This is a genomic window from Oceanococcus sp. HetDA_MAG_MS8, from assembly GCA_019192445.1.
Classification (GTDB): domain Bacteria; phylum Pseudomonadota; class Gammaproteobacteria; order Nevskiales; family Oceanococcaceae; genus MS8.
Window position 1 is genome coordinate 282,271 of sequence record JAHCMK010000005.1, and the last position, 18,822, is coordinate 301,092.

Consider the following 18,822-nt stretch of genomic DNA (forward strand, 5'->3'; position numbering starts at 1 on the left):
CAGATGCAAGACAGCCCGGATTATCGCCTTGACCTAGCCGCGCTGCCCAGCGCTTTACGCGAGCGTAGCCTCGAACTGCTGGCAGCGCTGGGCGAGTCCGCGGAATCTGCGCAGGCTCAGCCGCTGCTGCGTTGTTTGCTGGCCAGCCGCTTTGTCAGTGATTGGGCGCGTCGCAACCCGGCGGAGTTTCCAGCCTTGATGACGGCTGCTGCAGCGCCTTCGCCGCCGCCGCAGGACGATGCAGGCCTGCGCCGTTACCGCAATCGAGAGATGGTTCGGCTTGCCTGCGGTCAGGTGCTGGGTCGCTACACGCCGGCGCAGATCGTGGAGGCCTTAAGCCGGCTGGCTGATCAGAGCATTGCCACAATGGTCGACTACCACTGGCAGCAGCTTTGCGCCAAGAAAGGTCAGCCTGTGGACGCGCGGGGCCGGCCCATTCAACCGCTGGTCTTTGCGCTCGGCAAGCTTGGCGGTTCGGAGCTGAACTTCTCATCGGATGTGGATTTGGTCTTTGCCCATAGCGCCACAGCCGCGGCCCATTCGGTGGCTGTAGAGCCATTGATGGCCAAACTGGTTCAGCGGGTGACGCGGGCCCTATCCGAGCCTATGGAGGATGGCTTTGTGTTTAGGGTGGACTTGCGGTTGCGGCCGTTTGGTAGCCAGGGCGCCCCGAGTTTTTCCCTGGCTGCGCTGGACAGTTACTTTGAGACTCACGCGCGGGACTGGGAGCGCTATGCCTGGCAGAAGGCGCGCTGTGTGGCCGGTGATGTCGAGGTGGGGGAGAGTTGGCTAGAGGGCCTCACTCCCTTCATTTATCGACGTTATATCGATTTTGGCCAGCTCGCCGCCCTGAAACAAATGAAGGACGATATCGATGCCGATGTGCGGCATAAGGGCCGTGAGCAAGATATCAAGCGGGGTTGGGGTGGAATCCGCGAAATGGAGTTCACAGTTCAAGCCCTGCAGCTGATTCATGGCGGCGCTCGGCCAAGCTTGCAGCAACGTAGTTTGATTCTGGCGCTCACGGCCCTGCATGCAGAAGAGCTGGTTGACACCTCTTTCGCCCAGGAATGGGCGCAGCATTATTGGTTTTTGCGCCACGTGGAGAACTGCTGGCAGGCTGTCGCCGATGCCCAGTCTCATGTACTGCCCTTAGAAGAAGAGGCTCGGCAGCGTCTGCTTGCGGCCTTGGGTTACTCCCGCTGGGGCGAGTTTGAGGCTGCCCTGCAGGCGGTGCGAAGTCGGGTGCGGAGTCATTTCCTAGAGCTATTCACGCCGGTTGAAGACGCCCCCCTTCCCAAGCCTATGCAAGAGCTCATGGTCGCCTTGGAGAGCGACGATGAGCCGTCATGGCCGGCTCCATTTGCAGATTTGCGCGCAGAACTAGAAGCGCTGAAGCTGGCAGCCCAGCGTCGATTTCGTGATGCGGACGCGCAGACGGAGGCTTTTGAGTTAGCCCTGCGCCTGCTGGATCAAGCCCCAGATGACGCCACCGGACGCCGAGTGCTGGCGCTGGTGACGGCGATTTGCGGGCGCCCCCAGTATCTGAGCTTGTTACGCAAGCATCCGGAGGCGCGCCGCGAACTACTCTGGCTTTGCCAGCACAGCGGAACCATTGCTGCCGAGCTGGTTCAGCATCCGTCCTTATTGGTGGAACTATGCGATGTTCGCACCCTCTATGCTCCGCCAACCCGCGAGGCACTGCGCCAACATATCCAAAGGCAGATCAGTGCCTGCGACACGGAGGATGATGAGGCGGTATTGGAGCAGCTGCGGAGGATTCGGCATGCTGTGGGCTTGCGCATTGCCGCGGCTGATGTGGCGCATGCCTTGCCGCTGATGCGCGTGTCGGACCAGCTCACTGAGTTGGCCGAAGAGGTTGTTCGCGCGGCCTTGCATTGGGCCCAGGCGCGTATGCGCCAGCGTTGGCCCAAGCTGGGCGCTTTACCATTTGCCGTCGTGGCCTACGGCAAATTAGGCGGGATGGAGCTGTCCTACAGCTCAGATTTGGACTTGGTCTTCGTATACCGCGACGGGCCTATTCCGGGTGTGGACCAAGACCCGCAATTGTTCTTTACGCGACTTGCGCAAAAACTCATCTCTGCCCTGGCCACGCAAACTGCGGCAGGTCGCTGTTATGAGGTGGACATGCGTTTGCGCCCGAATGGCAATGCTGGCTTATTGGTGACGTCGTTGTCGGCCTTTGCCCGTTACCAGCAAGAGTCGGCATGGACCTGGGAGCACCAGGCCTTGGTGCGTGCCCGCCCCATCGTAGGGCAGGCTGAGGTGATTGCGAGTTTTAATGAGCTGCGCCTGGACATTCTGGGCCGGCGTCGAGATCACGCAGCATTGCTCCAAGATATTCAGGACATGCGTGCACGCATGCTCAAAGACAAGCCCATCACCAAGGACTTCGATGACAAGCAGTCACCTGGAGGGCTGGTCGATATCGAGTTCTATTCCCAGTGGTTGGTATTAGCCCATGCTGCGCAGTGGCCGGCACTGTCGCGCTTTGGCGATGTGTTACGCATTCTAGAGTCGGCGGCTGCCGCCGACCTCATCGAGCCCGATACCGCCGACACTTTGGCGCAGCGCTACCGCCTACTGCGTGAACGAATCCATGCGCAATCCTTGCAGAGCCCGGAGCAAGCGCAGCAGCAATTGCCAGCGCTGCCCTTGCTGCAGAGCTTTTTTGGTCGCCAAGCATCGACGAGCTAACGCGGTGTGTACCGCCGGATGAGCCACTGGCCATAGCGGCGCAGGCAAAGTTTGGTGTAGCCGCTTAGCCAGCAGCGCTGCGGTGGGCAGGCCTTTCACGTGGCTGCCATCTTTGTCCTCCAAGCTATCCCTGTAGTTGCTTTTGGGCCATGGCTTGGCAGCGGCTCATGGTGGAACATCACTGTGCCTATCACTCAGATGTGGCGCGCCACGCTGCGGTCTGAACTTCAGTTGGGAGAAGCTTGTATGGCGCGTCGCGTCTTATTGCTGCACAACACGCCCAAAGCCAGGCGTTACTTTCGCACGCTGCAGTCCGGCATCGATGAGCTGGATATCCATACGGCAGCTATTGGTATTCGTTGGCAGGGGGCGGCCAACTGTTTGCCAGCGGCGTGTGTGGATGAGGTGTGTGACTACACCATGCGCCGCAAGTGGGCACGCGAGCGAATTCCGTCTTGGCGGCTGCGCGCGCTTGAGCACAGTCATCGGCGTGTGGCGCGTTGGCACATCAATGACGTATGGCGACGGATCGAGTCCCTGAAGCCCGATGCCGTCGCTGTGTGGGGAGGGCAGTCAGTCGATGTGGCCTCAGCACTATTCGCAGCGGATCGTCTAGGCGTAGAGCGCTATATCTTTGAGTGCGGATTGTTGCCGAATACCACCACTTGCGACCCGGTGGGGGTCAACGCAGATAATTCCATTCCTCAGGACCCGCAGTTTTACGCGCGCTATAACAAGTCCGCCGCCTGGCCCCAGAATTTATTGCCAAGACCATCTAGGCGTCGCGTTGACGCCGCGCAGCGCCTGCCCAAACGTTATCTCTTTATTCCTCTGCAAGTGCGCTTGGATAGCCAGGTACTTTTGTATTCCCCCTGGATTCGCAACATGCGCCATTTGGTGCAGGTGGTCTTGGAAGCCGCCCGTGATGGTTTGCAGCACAGTGATGTGGAGCTGGTTTTCAAACGTCACCCGAGTTGCACCCAGGATTACGCCGACCTCGAGCGCCTGTTCCAGGCCTTGGGCTGCGCACGATTTGCAGATGGCAATAGCACGCAAGAGCTGATCGATCACGCCTTGGGCGTGGTGACCATCAACTCTACGGTGGGCTTGGAAAGTGTGTTGCTGAACCGGCCGGTGATGACGCTCGGACGCGCCTGCTACGCCATTCCCGGGGTGGCGGCGCAGGCCCGAAGCGTTGCGGAGCTTGCGCAATGGATGCGTATGGCTGACGCCGGTGAGCTGCCTGCCGCGACTCACCGCGAAGCCTTTATCAACTATTTGCTGAATGATTACTGCATTCCCGCACACCATAAGGCGCCCACTCAGGAGCATTTCCGCCGCTTGAGCGAGCGATTGAAACAGCATCCTGGAGCCAGGCGGCGCGCGCAGCCCGCAGCTCAACGCTGGCAATGGAGTTGGAACCTTGGCTGAGGCACCGCGCCATATTTGCTTGCTGCGTTTGTCAGCTTTGGGCGACGTCACCCACATGCTGCCGGTGGTGCATAGCTTGCGTAAGCATTGGCCGCAGACTCGCATCACTTGGATCATCGGGAAGCATGAGCACCGCTTAATGCAGGCCTTAGCCGATGTGGAATTCCTGGTGTTGGATAAGGCTGCCGGATGGCGAGGCTACCGGCAGCTCTACGCACAGTTGGCTGGACGGCGTTTTGACCTGCTGCTGCTCATGCAGGTGAGCATGCGGGCTCATATTGCCAGTCTAGGGGTACGCGCCCAGCGCCGAATTGGCTATGACGCGGTGCGAGGGCGAGACCTGCATGGCCTGTTTGTAGACGAGCGTATTCCGTTCATTGATCGCCAGCATGTGCTTGAAGCCCAATTGGGGTTCTTGCGCTATCTCGGGCTGCCGGAGCCTGTACTGAGTTGGTCTATCCCCATTAGCGACGCTGAGCGGCAGTGGGCCGCTGACAAACTTCCAGGTACGCAGCCCACATTACTGCTGGCTCCGGCCTCTAGCGTGGCTCTGCGCAATTGGAGCGTAAAAGGCTACTCAGGGCTGGTGGATTATGCGCTGGAGGAACTCGGTCTGCGCGTCGTGATTTGTGGTGGGCCCAGCGCCGGTGAGCGGCAGCTAGCCGATCGCATTCTGGCTGAATGTCGGAGTCAACAGTCCCCCCTGGATTTGGTCGGTCAGGACACCTTGCCGCAGCTTTTAGCGCTGATGGAACGCAGTACGGTGGTGGTGGGACCGGACTCTGGTCCAGCGCATATGGCTGCGCTGGCCGGAACGCCAGCGATTGGTTTGTATGGTTTGAGTAACCCGCAGCGTTGCGGGCCTTATCGTTGGCGTCAATACTGCGTAGACGCCTATCCACGCGCCTTGCAGGCGGTGATGGCGAAGTCGGTGGAGCAGGTGCCCTGGGGAACGCGGGTGGAGTCCGAGCAGGCCATGGCCTGCATCACTGTGGAGGAAGTCTGCGCGCGTCTGCGGCAAGTCTGTACCGCGCGCTTAGCAGGCGCCGCCTAATCCGTACTAGCCATGGCCTGCGGTGGATAGGCTGAGTTGTTGCCAGGCCTGCTGCACCTCAGCGACGGAGATGTCGGCCATGCTTTGCGAAGATGCCTGCAGGGGAATGACCGCAGCGGGGCCCGTATAGGGTTGCCACAGTGCCGGGTCCTTGTCGGCAAAAAGGACCACCGTCGGGCATCCGGCGGCAGCTGCCGCGTGGGCAGGGCCGGTATCTACACTGATGAGGCCTTGGGCTTTCTCCAGCAGCGCCAGCAGTCGGGGTATGGGCAAATCGCGGGCGAGGTTATGCACTCTGGGATGGTTGCAGGCCGCGCTCAAGCGATCGATGTATTCGGCTTCTTCAGGCGACCCACAAAACAGCACCTGGGCCTGTGGGTGCTGGGTGCAGAGCCATTGCGCCACGGCGACCCAATAGTCGTCCGGCCAAAATTTAGGGTTGCTCTGACGTTCGGCGCGACCGCGCCGCATGGTGCGTTTGTTGCCGGGCTGAATCAGCAGCAGCTCGGCCTGCTGCCAGCCACGAGCCTGCACCCATTGCTGAAAATCCTCGCGGGCCGCGCCGGAGGCCGGTAGCCAACCCTGGTGGGTGTAGGTATGGGCAATACCCGGCTCCCAGCGCTGCCCATAGCATAGGCAGGCTAAACGCAACCATCGCTGCACCCAGTGCTCTCCCGCCTGGATGGGCAGATCTCCGGCCCAAAACATCTCATCGGGGCCATAGCCGGCGCGCTCGACCAGCCAACGTGACTTGGGCTCGGTTTCGCAGATGATTACCGGCCTGGGGTGCTGGGTTTTGAGCCATTGGACGAGCTCTTGCTGGCTGCGATTGAAAAGATAAGGCGTCTTGCGGCTGCTGAGTAGGTGCAGCTGGTTGACCGAGTCCACGCCCGATAGCAAGGGCTTGGTCCAGCCTCCAGATCCAATAATGTCCACCGGCGCGCCCGTGGTTGCGGCCAACCAGTTGAGCATGGGGACGAGCATGACCATGTCGCCCAAGGCGCCAAAGCGCATGACAATGGGGGCATCGGTGGAAGCAAAGGGCAGCATCGACTAAAGGGCTTTGCAGGCAAAAGTAAGGCGCACAGTATGCATGGCCAGGCTGTCATCGTTGTGTTGGCCAGCGGCCCGATAACCAGGGCGAGCGTAGTTCTAGCGGTAACTGCTGCGGGCGCTGCTTGGGCTGCCTCAGGGCTGAACATAGGCGAGTTTGTTTCAGGTTTGCGCCGGACCAGCCGCGCCGGACCAGCCCCGCTGGAACAGCCCCGAAGCCCAGGCCACGTCAGCAAGCAGCGTTAGTCGTGGGATACTACGATCTCAGGGGCTTTGTTGATTATCCAGCGCAGCTTGCATCCGCTGAGCTTGCTTGTGTTGGTGCACAAGGCTCTGATCGCAGCCACAGACCCAGCAACCTTCTTATGCAGACCTCTACCAGCCCTCAGCAGATTGGCGTGGTGATTACCACTTACAACGCGCCGCTCTGGTTAGAAAAGGTGCTCATCGGCTATGAGCAGCAAACCGACACCCACTTCAAGGTGTTTGTGGCTGATGACGGTTCTGGGCCGGAGACGGCCGCGCTTATCGAGCGTTTTCAAGGCCGGCGCAAGCTCTCAATTGTTCATGTTTGGCATGAGGACCAGGGCTTTAGGAAGTGCCAAATCCTGAATAAAGTGATTGCGCAGACGGATTGTGATTACCTGATCTTTACCGACGGGGACTGCATTCCAGAGCCCGACTTTGTGGCGACCCATCGCCGTCTTGCCAAGCCCGGCTGGTTTCTGTCTGGGGGCTATATCAAGCTCACCATGCCGGTGTCTGAGCAGATTAGCGAAGAGGATATCTGCGCAGGGCGCTGCTTTGATGCTGATTGGTTGGTGGCTCAGGGGCAGCCGCGCAACCGTCGCTTATGGAAGTTGACGCGCTCCACATTCTGGAAAACTTGGCTGAACCGCCTCACTCCGGCCAATGCCAGTTGGAATGGAATGAACAGCTCTACCTGGACCGAGGACCTCAAAGCCGTGAATGGCTTTAACGAGGACATGCAGTACGGTGGCCTGGACCGTGAGCTGGGTGAGCGCTTGTGGAATTATGGCCATCAATCCCAGCAAATTCGCTACAGCACCGTGTGTCTGCACCTCGATCATGCCCGGGGTTATTCCAAGGCCCATATTCGCGCGCGCAACGACGCCATTCGTAAGGCGGTCAAAAAGAACAAAACGGTGCGTGCGGCGAATGGCATCCACAAGCTGCAAGACAGCACAGCATGAGCACGGAGCAGCCCGCCCGCCAACGCATCTTGGTGGTGGTGCACTCGCTGAAGATGGGGGGCATGGAGAGGGTGGCCGTGGACCTGGCGGATGCGCTGGCGCGCGCCGGTCACGACAGTCACCTCATGACCTGTCGCACACGACCTCGGGTTTTGGCGCCGCGCGAGCCCGCTGTGCAGATCCACGTACACGACAAGATCCGTCGCTTATGGGCTTCGGGCCTGGGTGGGCTGTTCTTCCTGCTGTCACGCCTACTGCTAGGCGTGCTGATTCCGAAATCGCATTTTATGTGGGTGGGCTGGTGGTCTGGCTTGGTGCTGCGTGCCCATGTGCGCGCTTTGGAAAAAGAGTTCGGGCGCTTCGATCAGATTATTTTTCGCGGGGTCGGCACTTTCAAAACTTTTTGGGGTTGGCGCGACCCCCGGCTGCGCTATGTGTTGGAAAACATTGTTCAGGATCGTCAGGCAGCTTGGTTTCATCGCGTGGAGGCCCGTTTGCTGTATCACCGGCGGCACCTGGTTGCGGTGAGTACAGGTGTGGCGGAGTCGGCACAAAGCTTCTTTGACAAATACAAGGCTCAGCCCGCTAGTTTGCGGGTGATTACCAACTATTGCGCAGCGGAGGAGATTTATCAGCAGTCCTTGGTGGCAGAGCCAGACCTTCCCTCGCGCCCCTATATCTTGAATGTGGCGAGGTTGGTGCCGCAAAAAGGGCAGGAGCGCCTGCTCCGAGCCTATGCCCAAGCACAGCCAGCTGAGGATTTGGTCATCGTCGGTGATGGCCCCTTGCGTCAAAAGCTACACGCCCTGGCGCGGGACTTGGGTGTGGCAGAACGAGTGATTTTCGCGGGCCAGCGGCAAAACCCTTATCCCTGGATGCGGCAGGCACGCCTCTTCGTGCTCAGCTCGATATACGAGGGCTTGGGGGTGGTGTTAACCGAGGCTCTGGCCTGCGGCACGCCACTTTTGGCTGTCGACTGCCCTGGGGGCGTCCGCGATGTTTTTCACGGCCCTTTGCGAGCCTGGCTGGTGGCCGACTCGGAGCAGGCCTTGGCCCAGGGCCTACGGGAGCGGCTGCAACAGCCGCGAGAAGCGGTAGACCCGGCTTGGCTAGAGCCGTTTTCGGAAGGCGCCGTGGTTAAGGAATATCTGAACGGCCCCGCTTAGGCGGGGACAGAGTGGCTCAGCACAAGCTACCATTACGGGTTTAAGGAAACCCTGGTGTGGCGACGGCCCGCACTAGCTGAGCACCGGTAGAAGAGAGAGTCATGGCACTTACGACGATGGCGGACCGCGACGGCCTCATTTGGTACGACGGCAAGATGGTGGAATGGCGCGATGCCACCACCCATGTTTTGACGCACACGCTGCACTACGGGGCGGGTGTCTTTGAGGGTGTGCGCGCCTATGCAACGCCCCAGGGAGCCGCGATCTTTCGCCTACAAGAACACACCGACCGACTGTTCAACTCGGCCAAGATTCTGGGGATGGAGATTCCCTTCACCAAGGATGAGGTGAATGCGGCGCAGATTGCTGCCGTGCGAGACAACAAGCTCGAGTCGGCCTACATGCGTCCTATGGCCTTCTACGGCTCTGAAGGGATGGGGCTGCGGGCCGACAATTTGCAAGTCCACCTCATTGTGGCTGCCTGGACTTGGGGGACTTATTTGGGCGACGAGAGCATGGAACGCGGCATCCGCATTCGCACCAGCTCCTACGCTCGGCATCACCCCAACGTCACCATGTGCCGAGCCAAAGCCAACGGCAACTACATTAACTCCATGCTGGCTTTGAATGAGGCGCTGCGTGATGGCTACGACGAGGCATTGCTCCTGGACGTAGACGGCTATGTGGCCGAGGGCTCCGGTGAGAACATTTTTATGGTGGTCGACGGCAAGCTGTATACGCCCACCTTACTTTCCGCCCTGGACGGGATTACCCGCCGCACCATTTTCACTCTGGCTGAAGAAGCCGGCATTGAAGTGCTGGAAAAACGCATCACCCGCGACGAGCTCTATGTGGCGGATGAGGCTTTCTTTACTGGAACCGCTGCAGAAGTCACGCCGATCCGAGAAGTGGACGGGCGCACCATTGGCAGTGGCGCCCGTGGCCCTGTCACAACCCAATTACAGCAGCGCTATTTCGACATAGTGAAAGGGCAGACCGACGATTACGCGCACTGGCGTACCGTTGTCGCCTAAGGAGTACTCCCATGGATCAACTGATGGCCCCGGTATCACCGGGCGAACTGCTGGACAAGATCACCATTTTGGAGATTAAGTCCGAGCGCATCTCCGACCCGCAAAAAAACGCCAATGTGCGTACAGAGCTGAATTTGCTCAATGCCATTTGGGCTGAAGGTGTGCCTGCGGAGATTGACCTCAGTGCTCAGCGTGCGGCGCTCAAAGCCGTGAATGAGAAGCTTTGGGTGATTGAAGACGATATTCGTGAGGAAGAGCGCGCCAAACGCTTCGAACAACGCTTTATCGATTTGGCGCGCAGCGTATATGTCACCAATGACGAACGAGCACGGATTAAAAAAGAAATCAATCTAGCCCTGGGCTCGGTCATCGTCGAAGAAAAGTCCTACTCAGATTACGCCTAGGTCCGCGCGGTGTCCGCTAGCGTTCACCGCCAGCTGGGCGACTGTGAGCTGCTTTTCGATCCGCAGCTTTGGGCCGAGCCTGATGTCGCGCTGGTAGACCCTCAGTATTGGCAGCAAGCGCGCAGCGCCGGTGAGGGGCGAGGCTCTGCGCGGTTGGTGCAGGGGCCGGCCGGGGAGTCATGGGTGCTGCGCGAGTTTTTGCGCGGCGGCTTGCCGGGGCGCTTGGTGCGTCGCCGATATGCCTGGCCGGGCCTGCGCCGCACCCGCCCCTGGCGTGAGTTCCATCTGCTTCAGAACATGGTCGAAGAAGGGCTTCCTGTGCCGCGGCCGGTCGCAGTCGCCGTATGGCGGCAGCCACTGAGTTATCGGGGTAGTTTGCTGATGCAGGCTGTAGAGCGCAGTCAGTCCCTGGCCGACTGTTTGCAGCGTGGCCTTTGGCGGGAGGCCGACACTCAGGCCTTGGACGCTCTATTGGATCGCTTTGCGTGGGCGGGGTATTGGCATGCTGACCTCAACGCACGCAATGTACTGCGGGATGACCAAGGCCAACTCTGGTTGATTGATTGGGACCGTGGCCGGGCCCAGCAACCAGCGGCGCGTTGTCGTCAAAATCGCGCGAGATTGCTGCGCTCGCTGCATAAAATTGCCACCAATGAGAATTGGTCGGGGGTGAATTTAAGCGGTTTGGAGACCATCCTGACCCCGTTTACATGAGACGCTCTCCAGCCACATGTGGATGCGTAGATGGGGCTAAGCGATGCAGCCTGCCGCCTTAATTCCGATAGAGGTCCTCACCCGGCAGCCCCTTGAACTTACGGTGCATCCAGAGGTACTGCTCGGGTTTTACACGGATGGCGTCTTCGAAGAGTTTGTTGGTCTGGGCGGCATCGGCTTCATCATCTCCGCTGGGGATGCCAGGCATCGCGGGTTGCAGCACCAGACGCCATAAAGGCCCGCCATCGGGATGTTGCTCGCGGTACATGAAGAACGGCACTACCGGCGCGCCTGTCATCCTCGCGAGGCGGCTGGTGGCAATGTTAGTGATGGCGGGATGGCCGAAGAAGGGCAGCACCGCACTAAATTTCATCCGTCGGCTTTGGTCTGGTGCGTACCACACAATTTTGCCGGCTTTGAGCGCGCGCAGCATCCCACGGACATCATTGAAGGGGATCGTTTGTACGTCCGCGTGAGTATCTCGGCCATGCTGCATCACAGTGCGAAAGACTGGATTGCGATGTGGTTTATACATGGCCGTGACCGGAAACTCCTGGGATAGGATGCGCGTCGCCAGTTCCAAGGATGTGAGGTGTGCGCTAAGTAAGATAACCCCGCTGCCTTGATCCATTGCGGCGCGCAGATGTTCGGCACCTTCGATACGCGTGCGGCCGTGCAAGCTGCGCGGGCTGGCCCACCAGCACAACATCACCTCCACCATGCCCATTCCGACCGCAGCAAAGTGGTCGCGAATCATGCGTTGGCGTTGCTCTGCACTCAGTTCTGGAAAGCAGATCTCCAAGTTCACCTGAGTAATGCGGCGCCGTCGCGGCAATAGGTAGTAAGCCAATCGGCCAAGGCCCGCCCCCACGGCTAAAAAGCTACGAAGAGGAAGTAAGGCCAGTAAACGCAATAGGCCCACGACCAGCCAACTTGGCCAGTGGCGCGGATGCCACAAGGATTCAGAATCTCGGCTCACGGTAGGCTTGGGCATAATCTGGGGATGCGACTGTACCCCATCCTGGCACCAATTTTGGGCCCACTGGCCCTGCTGGCTCTGCGCTGGCTGGCGCGACGCGAGCCTGAATGGCGACATCATATGCCCCAGCGACGCGGAGAGCTTCCCGTGGTCGGCAACGCGCCGCTATGGGTGCATGCGGCCTCGGTTGGCGAGGTGCGCTCGGCTTTAGCATTGGTACGGGCATTGCGTCAGCAATACCCGCGGCGCCCCTTCTTGCTGACAGCCTTTACGCCAACCGGGATGGCGGCCTGGCAGGCTGCAAAGATTCCTAGGGCCACGGTCGCAGCATGGCCTATTGACCATGGTCCGTGGGTGCGCCGCGCTTTGGACCGGGTGCGGCCCCAGCTACTCCTGATTATCGAAACGGAAATATGGCCGCAAATGCTGCTTGCTGCACACCAGCGTCAGATTCCCGTGGTGTTTGTGAGTGCCAGGGTGCGGGCGAGTAGTGTGCGCGGCTGGAAGCGTTGGCTGGGTGCGGGGTTGATGCGTCGCTGCCTGGGGCCGGTGGCTTTACTGAGTGCGCAAACGCCGGCCGATGCAAAACGTTTTAGCCAGCTGGGGGCACAGCGGGTGGCAGCCCTGGGGAGCTTAAAATGGGATCTCGCGGCGCCTGCGCCCCAGCCCGCATGGGCGGACTGCTTAGCCAGTGTCTGTACCGGGCGGCCCGTGTGGTTGGCGGCCAGTACGCACCCCGGTGAAGAGGAGCAAGTGCTTAAAGCCCACCGGAGCTTGCGGAGAGACTGGCCGCAGGCGCTGTTGATTTTGGCACCAAGACATCCTCGCCGGGCTGCGGAGGTCACGCAGTTGGCGCAGCAGCAGGGCCTCAGCGTGGTGCGACGTTCCACCAAGCAGGCGCCGGAAGCCGCGGCGGTGTGGCTGCTGGATACTTTGGGCGAGCTGCAAGCCGTCTTTGATCAGGTCAAGGTGGTGTTCATGGGGGGATCCTTAGTGCCTATTGGCGGCCACAACTTGCTAGAGCCCGCCCGCGCGCGCTGCGCCATCATCACCGGCCCGCATTGGCGTAATGCCGAGGACGTAGGACAGGCCTTGCAAGACGCGCAAGCTTGGCTGCCTATTGAACAGGGGGGCGAGCTACCCAAGGTGATTGCTGAGCTATGGCAAAGCCCGCAGCGCGTGACTCAATTGGGGCGGGATGCTCAGGCCGTACAGCAGGCTGGAAGCGGCGCCCAATCACGCATCGTGCAGGCTTTGCGCCCTTGGCTAGATAACTAAACCCGCGTACAGCAGCCGACAACTGTGGATGCGGCCTGCTGCGTGAGTGGCGACCACGCCGATGGCAAGCTTAGGCGCGGTGGTTTAGCTCGAGAGCAGGGCGTCGATACGCTGTAAATCCTCGAAATTCAGGTCGCCTGTGGCTTGTTCTAAGCGCAGCAGGGAGAGCAAATAGTCGTATTGCGCGCGGGCGAGGTCGCGTTTGGCGCGAAACAACTCGCGCTCAGCGTCTAGCAGGTCCACATTGGTCCGCGTGCCGACTTCCAGGCCGGCTTGTACTGCGTCGCGGGCACTTTGTGCCGAGCGTACGGCTTGCTCCAAGGCTTCCACGCGTGCCCAGCCGGTCACGACTCCGTCATAAGCGTCGCGGGTCAATTGCTCCACTTCACGCCGGGTGCGTTCGGCGCGAGCGACCGCGGCAATATGCTCTGCATTGGCTTGCTGGAAGCGTGCGCGATTGCCGCCTCCGGCAAATAATGGAAGGCTGGCCTGTAGCGAAATGGTCGAAATCTCCGCTGCGCGGCCGAACTGCGCATCGGTATTGTCAATGGAGTTGTGCTGCGCCACCAAACTGAGCTGAGGCAGAAAAGCAGCGCGAGCCGCCTTCTTTTCCTGACGCGCCAGTTCGGCGTTTTTCTCGGCGGTGAGTAGGTCCAAATTATGTTCCAGGGCTTGCTCGACCCAAGTCTGCGGGTCGCCCGGAGCCGGTGATTGGTCTAGCCGCTGATCTTGTAGCTGGGCCGGGGTCGCTGGCGCCATGCCTGTGAGGTTGCGTAAGGCTTGGGTGCGTGAGCGTAGCTCAGCAGCTGCGGCCAACTCGCCGGAGCGCGCCAAGTCGTAGCGCGCTTGCGCCTCTTGCTTATCGGTAATGGCTGCCAAGCCCACTTCGTAACGCACCTCGGCTTGCTCCAGGGCGCGGCCGATTGCACTCAATTCGGCGCGCGAAAAGCCCAAATTATCTTTGGCCGCCAGCCAATCGAAATAGGCTGTTGCCAGCCGCACGATGAGGTCTTGCTCCGCGAGTGCGGTGCTGGCCATGGCGATGGCGAGTTGATCGTCGACCTGCGCATAGCGCGCGAAGGCTGCGGCATCAAAAATGGGTTGTTCCAAGCGCAGCCCATAGTTGGTGTTATTCGCGAAGACCGTGGCTTCTTGAATAACCACGTTACCGGTCGTGGTTTCATCGCGTTCCCGGGTGAAGCTGCCGGTGGCCTGGAGCTGCGGCAATATCCCGGAGCGTAAGCTTCCGGCCTGGGCACGTTGCGCATCGGCTGAAGCGCGCGCTGCAGCGACAATGGGGTCGGCATCCTGTGCTAAGTCGTATAGGTCGAGCAACTGACCGCTGAATGCTGGGTGAGAAAAGGCTGTCGCTGCGCACACAGCAGCGATCCCGGCGGATCGAAACAACATACAGGGGCTCCAACAGGCGGCAAGTGTCCAGGGGCGAGTTTACCGTGTTCGCTCCATTGCACTGCCATCCATAGGTCTTGGTCGCGATGAATGAAGAAAAAAGTTCGTTCAGGGGTTTGACAAACGTTCTGTACCCCGGAACAATACGCGGCTTCCCGGAGGGATGCCCGAGCGGTCAAAGGGAGCAGACTGTAAATCTGCCGGCTATGCCTTCGAAGGTTCGAATCCTTCTCCCTCCACCAAATAATGCCTTTCGCGGGCGTAGTTCAATGGTAGAACCTCAGCCTTCCAAGCTGATGATGTGGGTTCGATTCCCATCGCCCGCTCCAATTGAACGCGAACGCTTAAAGCACGCAGGTAGTTTCGACAACGTGCCCAAATAGCTCAGTCGGTAGAGCACTTTCTTGGTAAGGAAGAGGTCGCCGGTTCGATTCCGGCTTTGGGCACCACGGATCAAAAGGCCGTCGCCCCTTCCGGGCTACGGTCGTTTGTGTTGGAAGCAGCGAGCGATGGAGGGCGGGCCTCAGGTCTGTCAGCCGCAGCGTTTGGCGGGGTGAGCTGGATACAGCAATCCCCGATGTTTTTCACAATTTGTAGTCTTGATAGAGGACCATGAAGCATGGCCAAGGAAAAGTTTGAACGCACCAAGCCGCACGTTAACGTGGGGACGATTGGTCACGTGGACCATGGAAAGACGACGCTGACGGCGGCGCTGACGGTGGTGCAGGGTAAGAAGTTTGGTGGTGAGCTGCGTGCTTATGACCAGATTGACAATGCTCCTGAAGAGAAAGCGCGTGGTATCACCATTGCGACGGCGCACGTGGAGTACGAATCGGAAGGTCGTCACTACGCGCACGTGGATTGCCCCGGACACGCTGACTATGTGAAGAACATGATCACCGGTGCGGCGCAGATGGACGGCGCGATTTTGGTGTGCTCTGCAGCCGATGGCCCCATGCCCCAAACCCGCGAGCACATTTTGCTGGCGCGTCAGGTGGGTGTGCCCTACATCGTGGTGTTCCTGAACAAGGCCGACATGGTCGATGACGAGGAGCTGCTGGAGCTGGTGGAGATGGAAGTGCGCGATCTTCTGTCCACCTACGACTTCCCCGGCGACGACACGCCGATCATCACCGGTTCTGCGCTGAAAGCGCTGGAAGGTGACGAGTCCGAAATTGGCTCCCAAGCCATCGAGAAGCTGATCGAAGCCCTGGACACCTACATTCCTGAGCCTGAGCGCGCCATCGACGGCGACTTCATCATGCCTGTGGAAGACGTGTTCTCGATTTCTGGTCGCGGTACCGTGGCCACGGGTCGTGTTGAGCGCGGCATTGTGAAGGTGGGTGAAGAAGTCGAAATTATCGGCATCAAAGACACCGCCAAGACCACCGTGACCGGTGTGGAAATGTTCCGCAAGCTGCTGGACGAAGGCCGCGCTGGTGACAACGTCGGTATTCTGCTGCGTGGCACCAAGCGTGAAGATATTGAGCGTGGTCAGGTTCTGGCCAAGCCCGGTAGCATCAATCCGCACACCAAGTTTGAAGCTGAGGTGTACGTGCTGAAGAAGGAAGAGGGTGGTCGTCACACGCCATTCTTCAATGGCTACCGTCCGCAGTTCTACTTCCGCACCACCGACGTGACCGGTGCTGTGGAATTGCCAGAAGGCACCGAGATGGTGATGCCTGGTGACAACGTGAACGTGAAGATCGAGCTGATTGCTCCGATCGCCATGGATGACGGCCTGCGTTTCGCGATTCGCGAAGGCGGTCGTACTGTTGGCGCCGGCGTCGTCGCCAAGATCATCGAGTAATCGAGATCGGGTCACGCCGTCAGCCGCAGGGCTGGCGGCGCTTGATCAACGGCCGCGAACTTTGCTAACATTCGCGGCCTTTTTGTTTGCTGCGTAAATCGCAGACGTGTAGGGCAGTAGCTCAATTGGTAGAGCGGCGGTCTCCAAAACCGCAGGTTGGGGGTTCGAGACCCTCCTGCCCTGCCACCTTAATGTTTGAAAACCCGGACAGGCAGAGTCGATACATTCATGAGTGCGCATTCCGAGGCCACGAGCAGCACCCGCGACACCGCATTGTTGTGGTTGGCGGTTGCCATACTCGCGGCCAGTATCACGGGTTTTTACTGGTTCGAATCCGATTTTAACGTCCTCGTGCGCGTGCTGGCTATGCTGGCCGGCGGTGCGGTGGCCGTGTTGGTGGCTTTGCAATCGCGGCCAGGACAGGCAGCCTGGGCGGTGGTTCGTGAGTCGCGAACCGAAGTCCGCAAGGTGGTATGGCCAACCCGCAAAGAAACCACACAAACCACGGCCATCATTTTGATCGTGGTTCTCATTTTGGGAATGGTGCTCTGGGGCGTCGACAGTTTGCTGCTGTTGGGCCTGCAGATTCTCACCGGTCGCGGGGCCTGATATGGCTATGCGTTGGTACGTTGTGCACGCCTACTCTCAGTATGAGAAGAAGGTAAAGCAAGGTCTCGAAGACCGCATTAAGCGGGCGGGCTTAGAAGATAAATTTGGCGAGATCTTGGTCCCAACCGAAGAGGTGGTTGAGCTGCGCGATGGCGTGAAGCGAACCACCGAGCGGAAGTTCTTCCCCGGTTATGTCCTTGTGCAAATGGACCTGGACGATGAGAGCTGGCACTTGGTGAAGTCTGTTCCCAAGGTCATGGGCTTTATCGGTGGCACTGCTGATCGACCGGCTCCAATCACCGAGAAAGAGGCGCAGGCCATCATGGCGCGCGTCGAGGATAGCGATGAAGCGCCGCGGCCCAAAACGCTGTTCGACCCTGGTCAGAGCGTTCGGGTTTTGGACGGCCCATTCGCCGACTTCACCGGGGTGGTGGAAGAGGCCAACTACGAGAAAAGTCGTCTGCGCGTTTCTGTAGTGATCTTCGGTCGATCGACACCGGTGGAACTCGACTTCAATCAAGTCGAAAAAGTTTAACTAGCGGTCGCCGTATTGGCGGCTGCTCATCACTGGGGAGGTGGTCAAAACCACCGCTGGTACCCGCTAGGAGTAAAACATGGCAAAGAAAGTCAGCGCCTACATTAAGCTGCAAGTGAAGGCTGGTCAGGCCAACCCCTCGCCACCTGTAGGCCCAGCCTTGGGTCAGCATGGTGTGAACATCATGGAATTCTGTAAGGCCTTTAACGCCCAGACGCAGTCCATGGAAGCGGGTCTACCGGTCCCCGTTGTGATCACGGTCTATGCCGATCGCAGCTTCACCTTTATTACCAAGACGCCCCCGGCTTCGATTTTGCTGAAGAAAGCGGCTGGTATCAAATCTGGTAGTGCGACCCCGAACACCAAGAAGGTGGGCAAGGTTACGCGCGCACAGCTTGAGGAAATTGCCAACGCCAAGATGCCTGATCTGAATGCGGGCAGTCTGGATGCGGCTGTAAACATTATTGCTGGTAGTGCCCGTAGCATGGGCCTGGAAGTGGAGGGCTAAGACATGGCGAAGTTGAGTAAGCGGATGCAGAAAATTCGCGAAGTCGTCGGTGACCGTCGTTCTTTGCCCGCCCTAGAAGCTCTGGAGCTGCTGAAAACTGCAGCGTCGGCAAAATTCACCGAGTCGGTCGATCTGTCCGTCAATCTCGGCGTTGATGCGCGTAAATCGGATCAAGCCGTCCGCGGAAGCACCGTCCTGCCGCATGGCACCGGGAAGTCGATTAAGGTTGCCGTGTTTGCCCAGGGCCCCAATGCAGATGCTGCTAAAGAAGCTGGTGCAGACGCTGTTGGCATGGAAGACCTGGCCGAGGAAATGAAGGGTGGGAACCTGGATTTCGATGTTGTCATCGCAGCTCCTGACGCGATGCGCGTGGTGGGTATGCTGGGTAAGGTTCTTGGCCCACGTGGCCTCATGCCCAACCCAAAAGTTGGGACGGTGACTCCAGATGTTGCTGGCGCGGTCAAGAACTTCAAGTCTGGTCAGGCACGTTACCGCACCGATAAAGCAGGCATCGTTCATTGTGCGATCGGTTCCGCAGCCTTCGACGCGCAGTCGCTGATGGAAAACCTGAATGCGGTCGTCGGCGATCTGCGCAAGGCTAAACCGAATGCGGCCAAAGGCGTTTACCTGAAGAAAATTACCGTGTCGACCACGATGGGGCCGGGCATCACTGTGGATGTCTCGTCTATTCCATCGGCTACGGTGTAAACCGAATCGTACTGGGTCGGTGGCTGCCGGCCCAGTCAGTGCTTTGCGACGTGGCACGCGTGCCGCGCCGTCAAAGACCGCAGGCGCCCGCAAGGGCTTAATCGATCGCAAGGTCAGCCCGCGTAGAGGGCGCAAGGGAGGTCATACGATCTTCTGCGTGCCGCAAGGAGCGAGTCCCTGACCGGATTCGTATTTCG

At 59.5% G+C, this 18,822-nt stretch carries 17 protein-coding genes and 4 tRNA genes; 18 read left to right on the plus strand and 3 right to left on the minus strand.

The genetic code is table 11. The features are described from left to right. Positions 1-3 precede the first annotated feature (3 nt). From glnE to KI787_11110, 3 genes are all read left to right on the plus strand, one after another. The gene (gene glnE, locus KI787_11100; GenBank protein MBV6630501.1) at positions 4-2,718 is read left to right on the plus strand and encodes a bifunctional [glutamate--ammonia ligase]-adenylyl-L-tyrosine phosphorylase/[glutamate--ammonia-ligase] adenylyltransferase; all 2,715 of its coding nucleotides are present in this window, start codon (positions 4-6) and stop codon (positions 2,716-2,718) included. Between the two features lie 246 nt (positions 2,719-2,964). Continuing rightward, positions 2,965-4,149 (plus strand): hypothetical protein, encoded by a 1,185-nt coding sequence (locus tag KI787_11105; GenBank protein MBV6630502.1) that lies wholly within the window; start codon positions 2,965-2,967, stop codon positions 4,147-4,149. A gap of 55 nt (positions 4,150-4,204) precedes the next feature. After that, positions 4,205-5,203 carry a glycosyltransferase family 9 protein gene (locus KI787_11110; GenBank protein MBV6630503.1) on the plus strand — a complete coding sequence of 333 codons (999 nt, stop codon included), beginning with the start codon at positions 4,205-4,207 and terminating at the stop codon, positions 5,201-5,203. A gap of 6 nt (positions 5,204-5,209) precedes the next feature. On the opposite strand, the gene KI787_11115 is transcribed toward KI787_11110, so the two are convergent. Continuing rightward, positions 5,210-6,253: a glycosyltransferase family 9 protein gene (locus tag KI787_11115; GenBank protein ID MBV6630504.1), complete on the minus strand. Its 1,044-nt coding sequence runs from the start codon at positions 6,251-6,253 to the stop codon at positions 5,210-5,212. A gap of 368 nt (positions 6,254-6,621) precedes the next feature. On the opposite strand from KI787_11115, the gene KI787_11120 reads away from it, so the two are divergent. From KI787_11120 to KI787_11140, 5 genes are all read left to right on the plus strand, one after another. After that, the gene (locus KI787_11120; GenBank protein MBV6630505.1) at positions 6,622-7,470 is read left to right on the plus strand and encodes a glycosyltransferase family 2 protein; all 849 of its coding nucleotides are present in this window, start codon (positions 6,622-6,624) and stop codon (positions 7,468-7,470) included. Next, the gene (locus KI787_11125; protein ID MBV6630506.1) at positions 7,467-8,636 is read left to right on the plus strand and encodes a glycosyltransferase; all 1,170 of its coding nucleotides are present in this window, start codon (positions 7,467-7,469) and stop codon (positions 8,634-8,636) included. The genes KI787_11120 and KI787_11125 overlap by 4 nt, the downstream gene beginning before the upstream one ends. Positions 8,637-8,737: 101 nt before the next feature. Then, positions 8,738-9,670, plus strand: a complete 933-nt coding sequence (locus KI787_11130) for a branched-chain amino acid transaminase (protein MBV6630507.1) — start codon at positions 8,738-8,740, stop codon at positions 9,668-9,670. Positions 9,671-9,681: 11 nt separating this feature from the next. Beyond that, entirely contained in the window at positions 9,682-10,074 is a 393-nt protein-coding gene (locus tag KI787_11135; GenBank protein MBV6630508.1) for a hypothetical protein, read from the plus strand. A gap of 9 nt (positions 10,075-10,083) precedes the next feature. Further along, entirely contained in the window at positions 10,084-10,788 is a 705-nt protein-coding gene (locus tag KI787_11140) for a 3-deoxy-D-manno-octulosonic acid kinase (GenBank protein MBV6630509.1), read from the plus strand. 58 nt (positions 10,789-10,846) lie between these two features. Here the strand turns inward: KI787_11140 and KI787_11145 are convergent, their stop codons facing one another. Continuing rightward, positions 10,847-11,782 carry a lipid A biosynthesis acyltransferase gene (locus tag KI787_11145; GenBank protein ID MBV6630510.1) on the minus strand — a complete coding sequence of 312 codons (936 nt, stop codon included), beginning with the start codon at positions 11,780-11,782 and terminating at the stop codon, positions 10,847-10,849. A gap of 9 nt (positions 11,783-11,791) precedes the next feature. Between KI787_11145 and KI787_11150 the strand changes: the two genes are divergently transcribed. Further along, positions 11,792-13,045 carry a 3-deoxy-D-manno-octulosonic acid transferase gene (locus tag KI787_11150; protein ID MBV6630511.1) on the plus strand — a complete coding sequence of 418 codons (1,254 nt, stop codon included), beginning with the start codon at positions 11,792-11,794 and terminating at the stop codon, positions 13,043-13,045. An 84-nt stretch (positions 13,046-13,129) separates the two neighbouring features. On the opposite strand, the gene KI787_11155 is transcribed toward KI787_11150, so the two are convergent. Beyond that, a complete protein-coding gene (locus KI787_11155) occupies positions 13,130-14,455 on the minus strand; it encodes a TolC family outer membrane protein (protein MBV6630512.1) in 1,326 nt (441 codons plus the stop codon). A 157-nt stretch (positions 14,456-14,612) separates the two neighbouring features. Between KI787_11155 and KI787_11160 the strand changes: the two genes are divergently transcribed. The 9 genes from KI787_11160 (at position 14,613) to rplA (ending at position 18,625) form a co-directional block, all read left to right on the plus strand. Further along, positions 14,613-14,697, plus strand: a tRNA-Tyr gene (locus KI787_11160). Positions 14,698-14,710: 13 nt separating this feature from the next. Next, a tRNA-Gly gene (locus tag KI787_11165) sits at positions 14,711-14,784 on the plus strand. A gap of 44 nt (positions 14,785-14,828) precedes the next feature. Next, positions 14,829-14,904 (plus strand) — tRNA-Thr (locus KI787_11170). A gap of 170 nt (positions 14,905-15,074) precedes the next feature. Then, entirely contained in the window at positions 15,075-16,265 is a 1,191-nt protein-coding gene (gene tuf / locus KI787_11175) for an elongation factor Tu (protein ID MBV6630513.1), read from the plus strand. Positions 16,266-16,375: 110 nt separating this feature from the next. Beyond that, a tRNA-Trp gene (locus KI787_11180) sits at positions 16,376-16,451 on the plus strand. Between the two features lie 42 nt (positions 16,452-16,493). Beyond that, positions 16,494-16,874 carry a preprotein translocase subunit SecE gene (gene secE / locus KI787_11185; protein MBV6630514.1) on the plus strand — a complete coding sequence of 127 codons (381 nt, stop codon included), beginning with the start codon at positions 16,494-16,496 and terminating at the stop codon, positions 16,872-16,874. A 1-nt stretch (position 16,875) separates the two neighbouring features. After that, positions 16,876-17,409, plus strand: coding sequence for a transcription termination/antitermination protein NusG (gene nusG / locus KI787_11190; GenBank protein MBV6630515.1), 534 nt, complete (start codon positions 16,876-16,878; stop codon positions 17,407-17,409). 79 nt (positions 17,410-17,488) lie between these two features. After that, positions 17,489-17,917: a 50S ribosomal protein L11 gene (gene rplK / locus KI787_11195; GenBank protein ID MBV6630516.1), complete on the plus strand. Its 429-nt coding sequence runs from the start codon at positions 17,489-17,491 to the stop codon at positions 17,915-17,917. A gap of 3 nt (positions 17,918-17,920) precedes the next feature. Next, entirely contained in the window at positions 17,921-18,625 is a 705-nt protein-coding gene (gene rplA, locus KI787_11200; protein MBV6630517.1) for a 50S ribosomal protein L1, read from the plus strand. The last annotated feature ends 197 nt before the right edge of the window (positions 18,626-18,822 follow it).

Bases quoted from the DNA above. Each gene is read 5' to 3' on its own strand.
- glnE (MBV6630501.1), top strand. From the start codon at position 4: ATGCAAGACAGCCCGGATTATCGCCTTGACCTAGCCGCGCTGCCCAGC.
- KI787_11105 (MBV6630502.1), top strand. From the start codon at position 2,965: ATGGCGCGTCGCGTCTTATTGCTGCACAACACGCCCAAAGCCAGGCGT.
- KI787_11110 (MBV6630503.1), top strand. From the start codon at position 4,205: ATGCTGCCGGTGGTGCATAGCTTGCGTAAGCATTGGCCGCAGACTCGC.
- KI787_11115 (MBV6630504.1), bottom strand. From the start codon at position 6,253: ATGCTGCCCTTTGCTTCCACCGATGCCCCCATTGTCATGCGCTTTGGC.
- KI787_11120 (MBV6630505.1), top strand. From the start codon at position 6,622: ATGCAGACCTCTACCAGCCCTCAGCAGATTGGCGTGGTGATTACCACT.
- KI787_11125 (MBV6630506.1), top strand. From the start codon at position 7,467: ATGAGCACGGAGCAGCCCGCCCGCCAACGCATCTTGGTGGTGGTGCAC.
- KI787_11130 (MBV6630507.1), top strand. From the start codon at position 8,738: ATGGCACTTACGACGATGGCGGACCGCGACGGCCTCATTTGGTACGAC.
- KI787_11135 (MBV6630508.1), top strand. From the start codon at position 9,682: ATGGATCAACTGATGGCCCCGGTATCACCGGGCGAACTGCTGGACAAG.
- KI787_11145 (MBV6630510.1), bottom strand. From the start codon at position 11,782: ATGCCCAAGCCTACCGTGAGCCGAGATTCTGAATCCTTGTGGCATCCG.
- KI787_11150 (MBV6630511.1), top strand. From the start codon at position 11,792: ATGCGACTGTACCCCATCCTGGCACCAATTTTGGGCCCACTGGCCCTG.
- KI787_11155 (MBV6630512.1), bottom strand. From the start codon at position 14,455: ATGTTGTTTCGATCCGCCGGGATCGCTGCTGTGTGCGCAGCGACAGCC.
- tuf (MBV6630513.1), top strand. From the start codon at position 15,075: ATGGCCAAGGAAAAGTTTGAACGCACCAAGCCGCACGTTAACGTGGGG.
- secE (MBV6630514.1), top strand. From the start codon at position 16,494: ATGAGTGCGCATTCCGAGGCCACGAGCAGCACCCGCGACACCGCATTG.
- nusG (MBV6630515.1), top strand. From the start codon at position 16,876: ATGGCTATGCGTTGGTACGTTGTGCACGCCTACTCTCAGTATGAGAAG.
- rplK (MBV6630516.1), top strand. From the start codon at position 17,489: ATGGCAAAGAAAGTCAGCGCCTACATTAAGCTGCAAGTGAAGGCTGGT.
- rplA (MBV6630517.1), top strand. From the start codon at position 17,921: ATGGCGAAGTTGAGTAAGCGGATGCAGAAAATTCGCGAAGTCGTCGGT.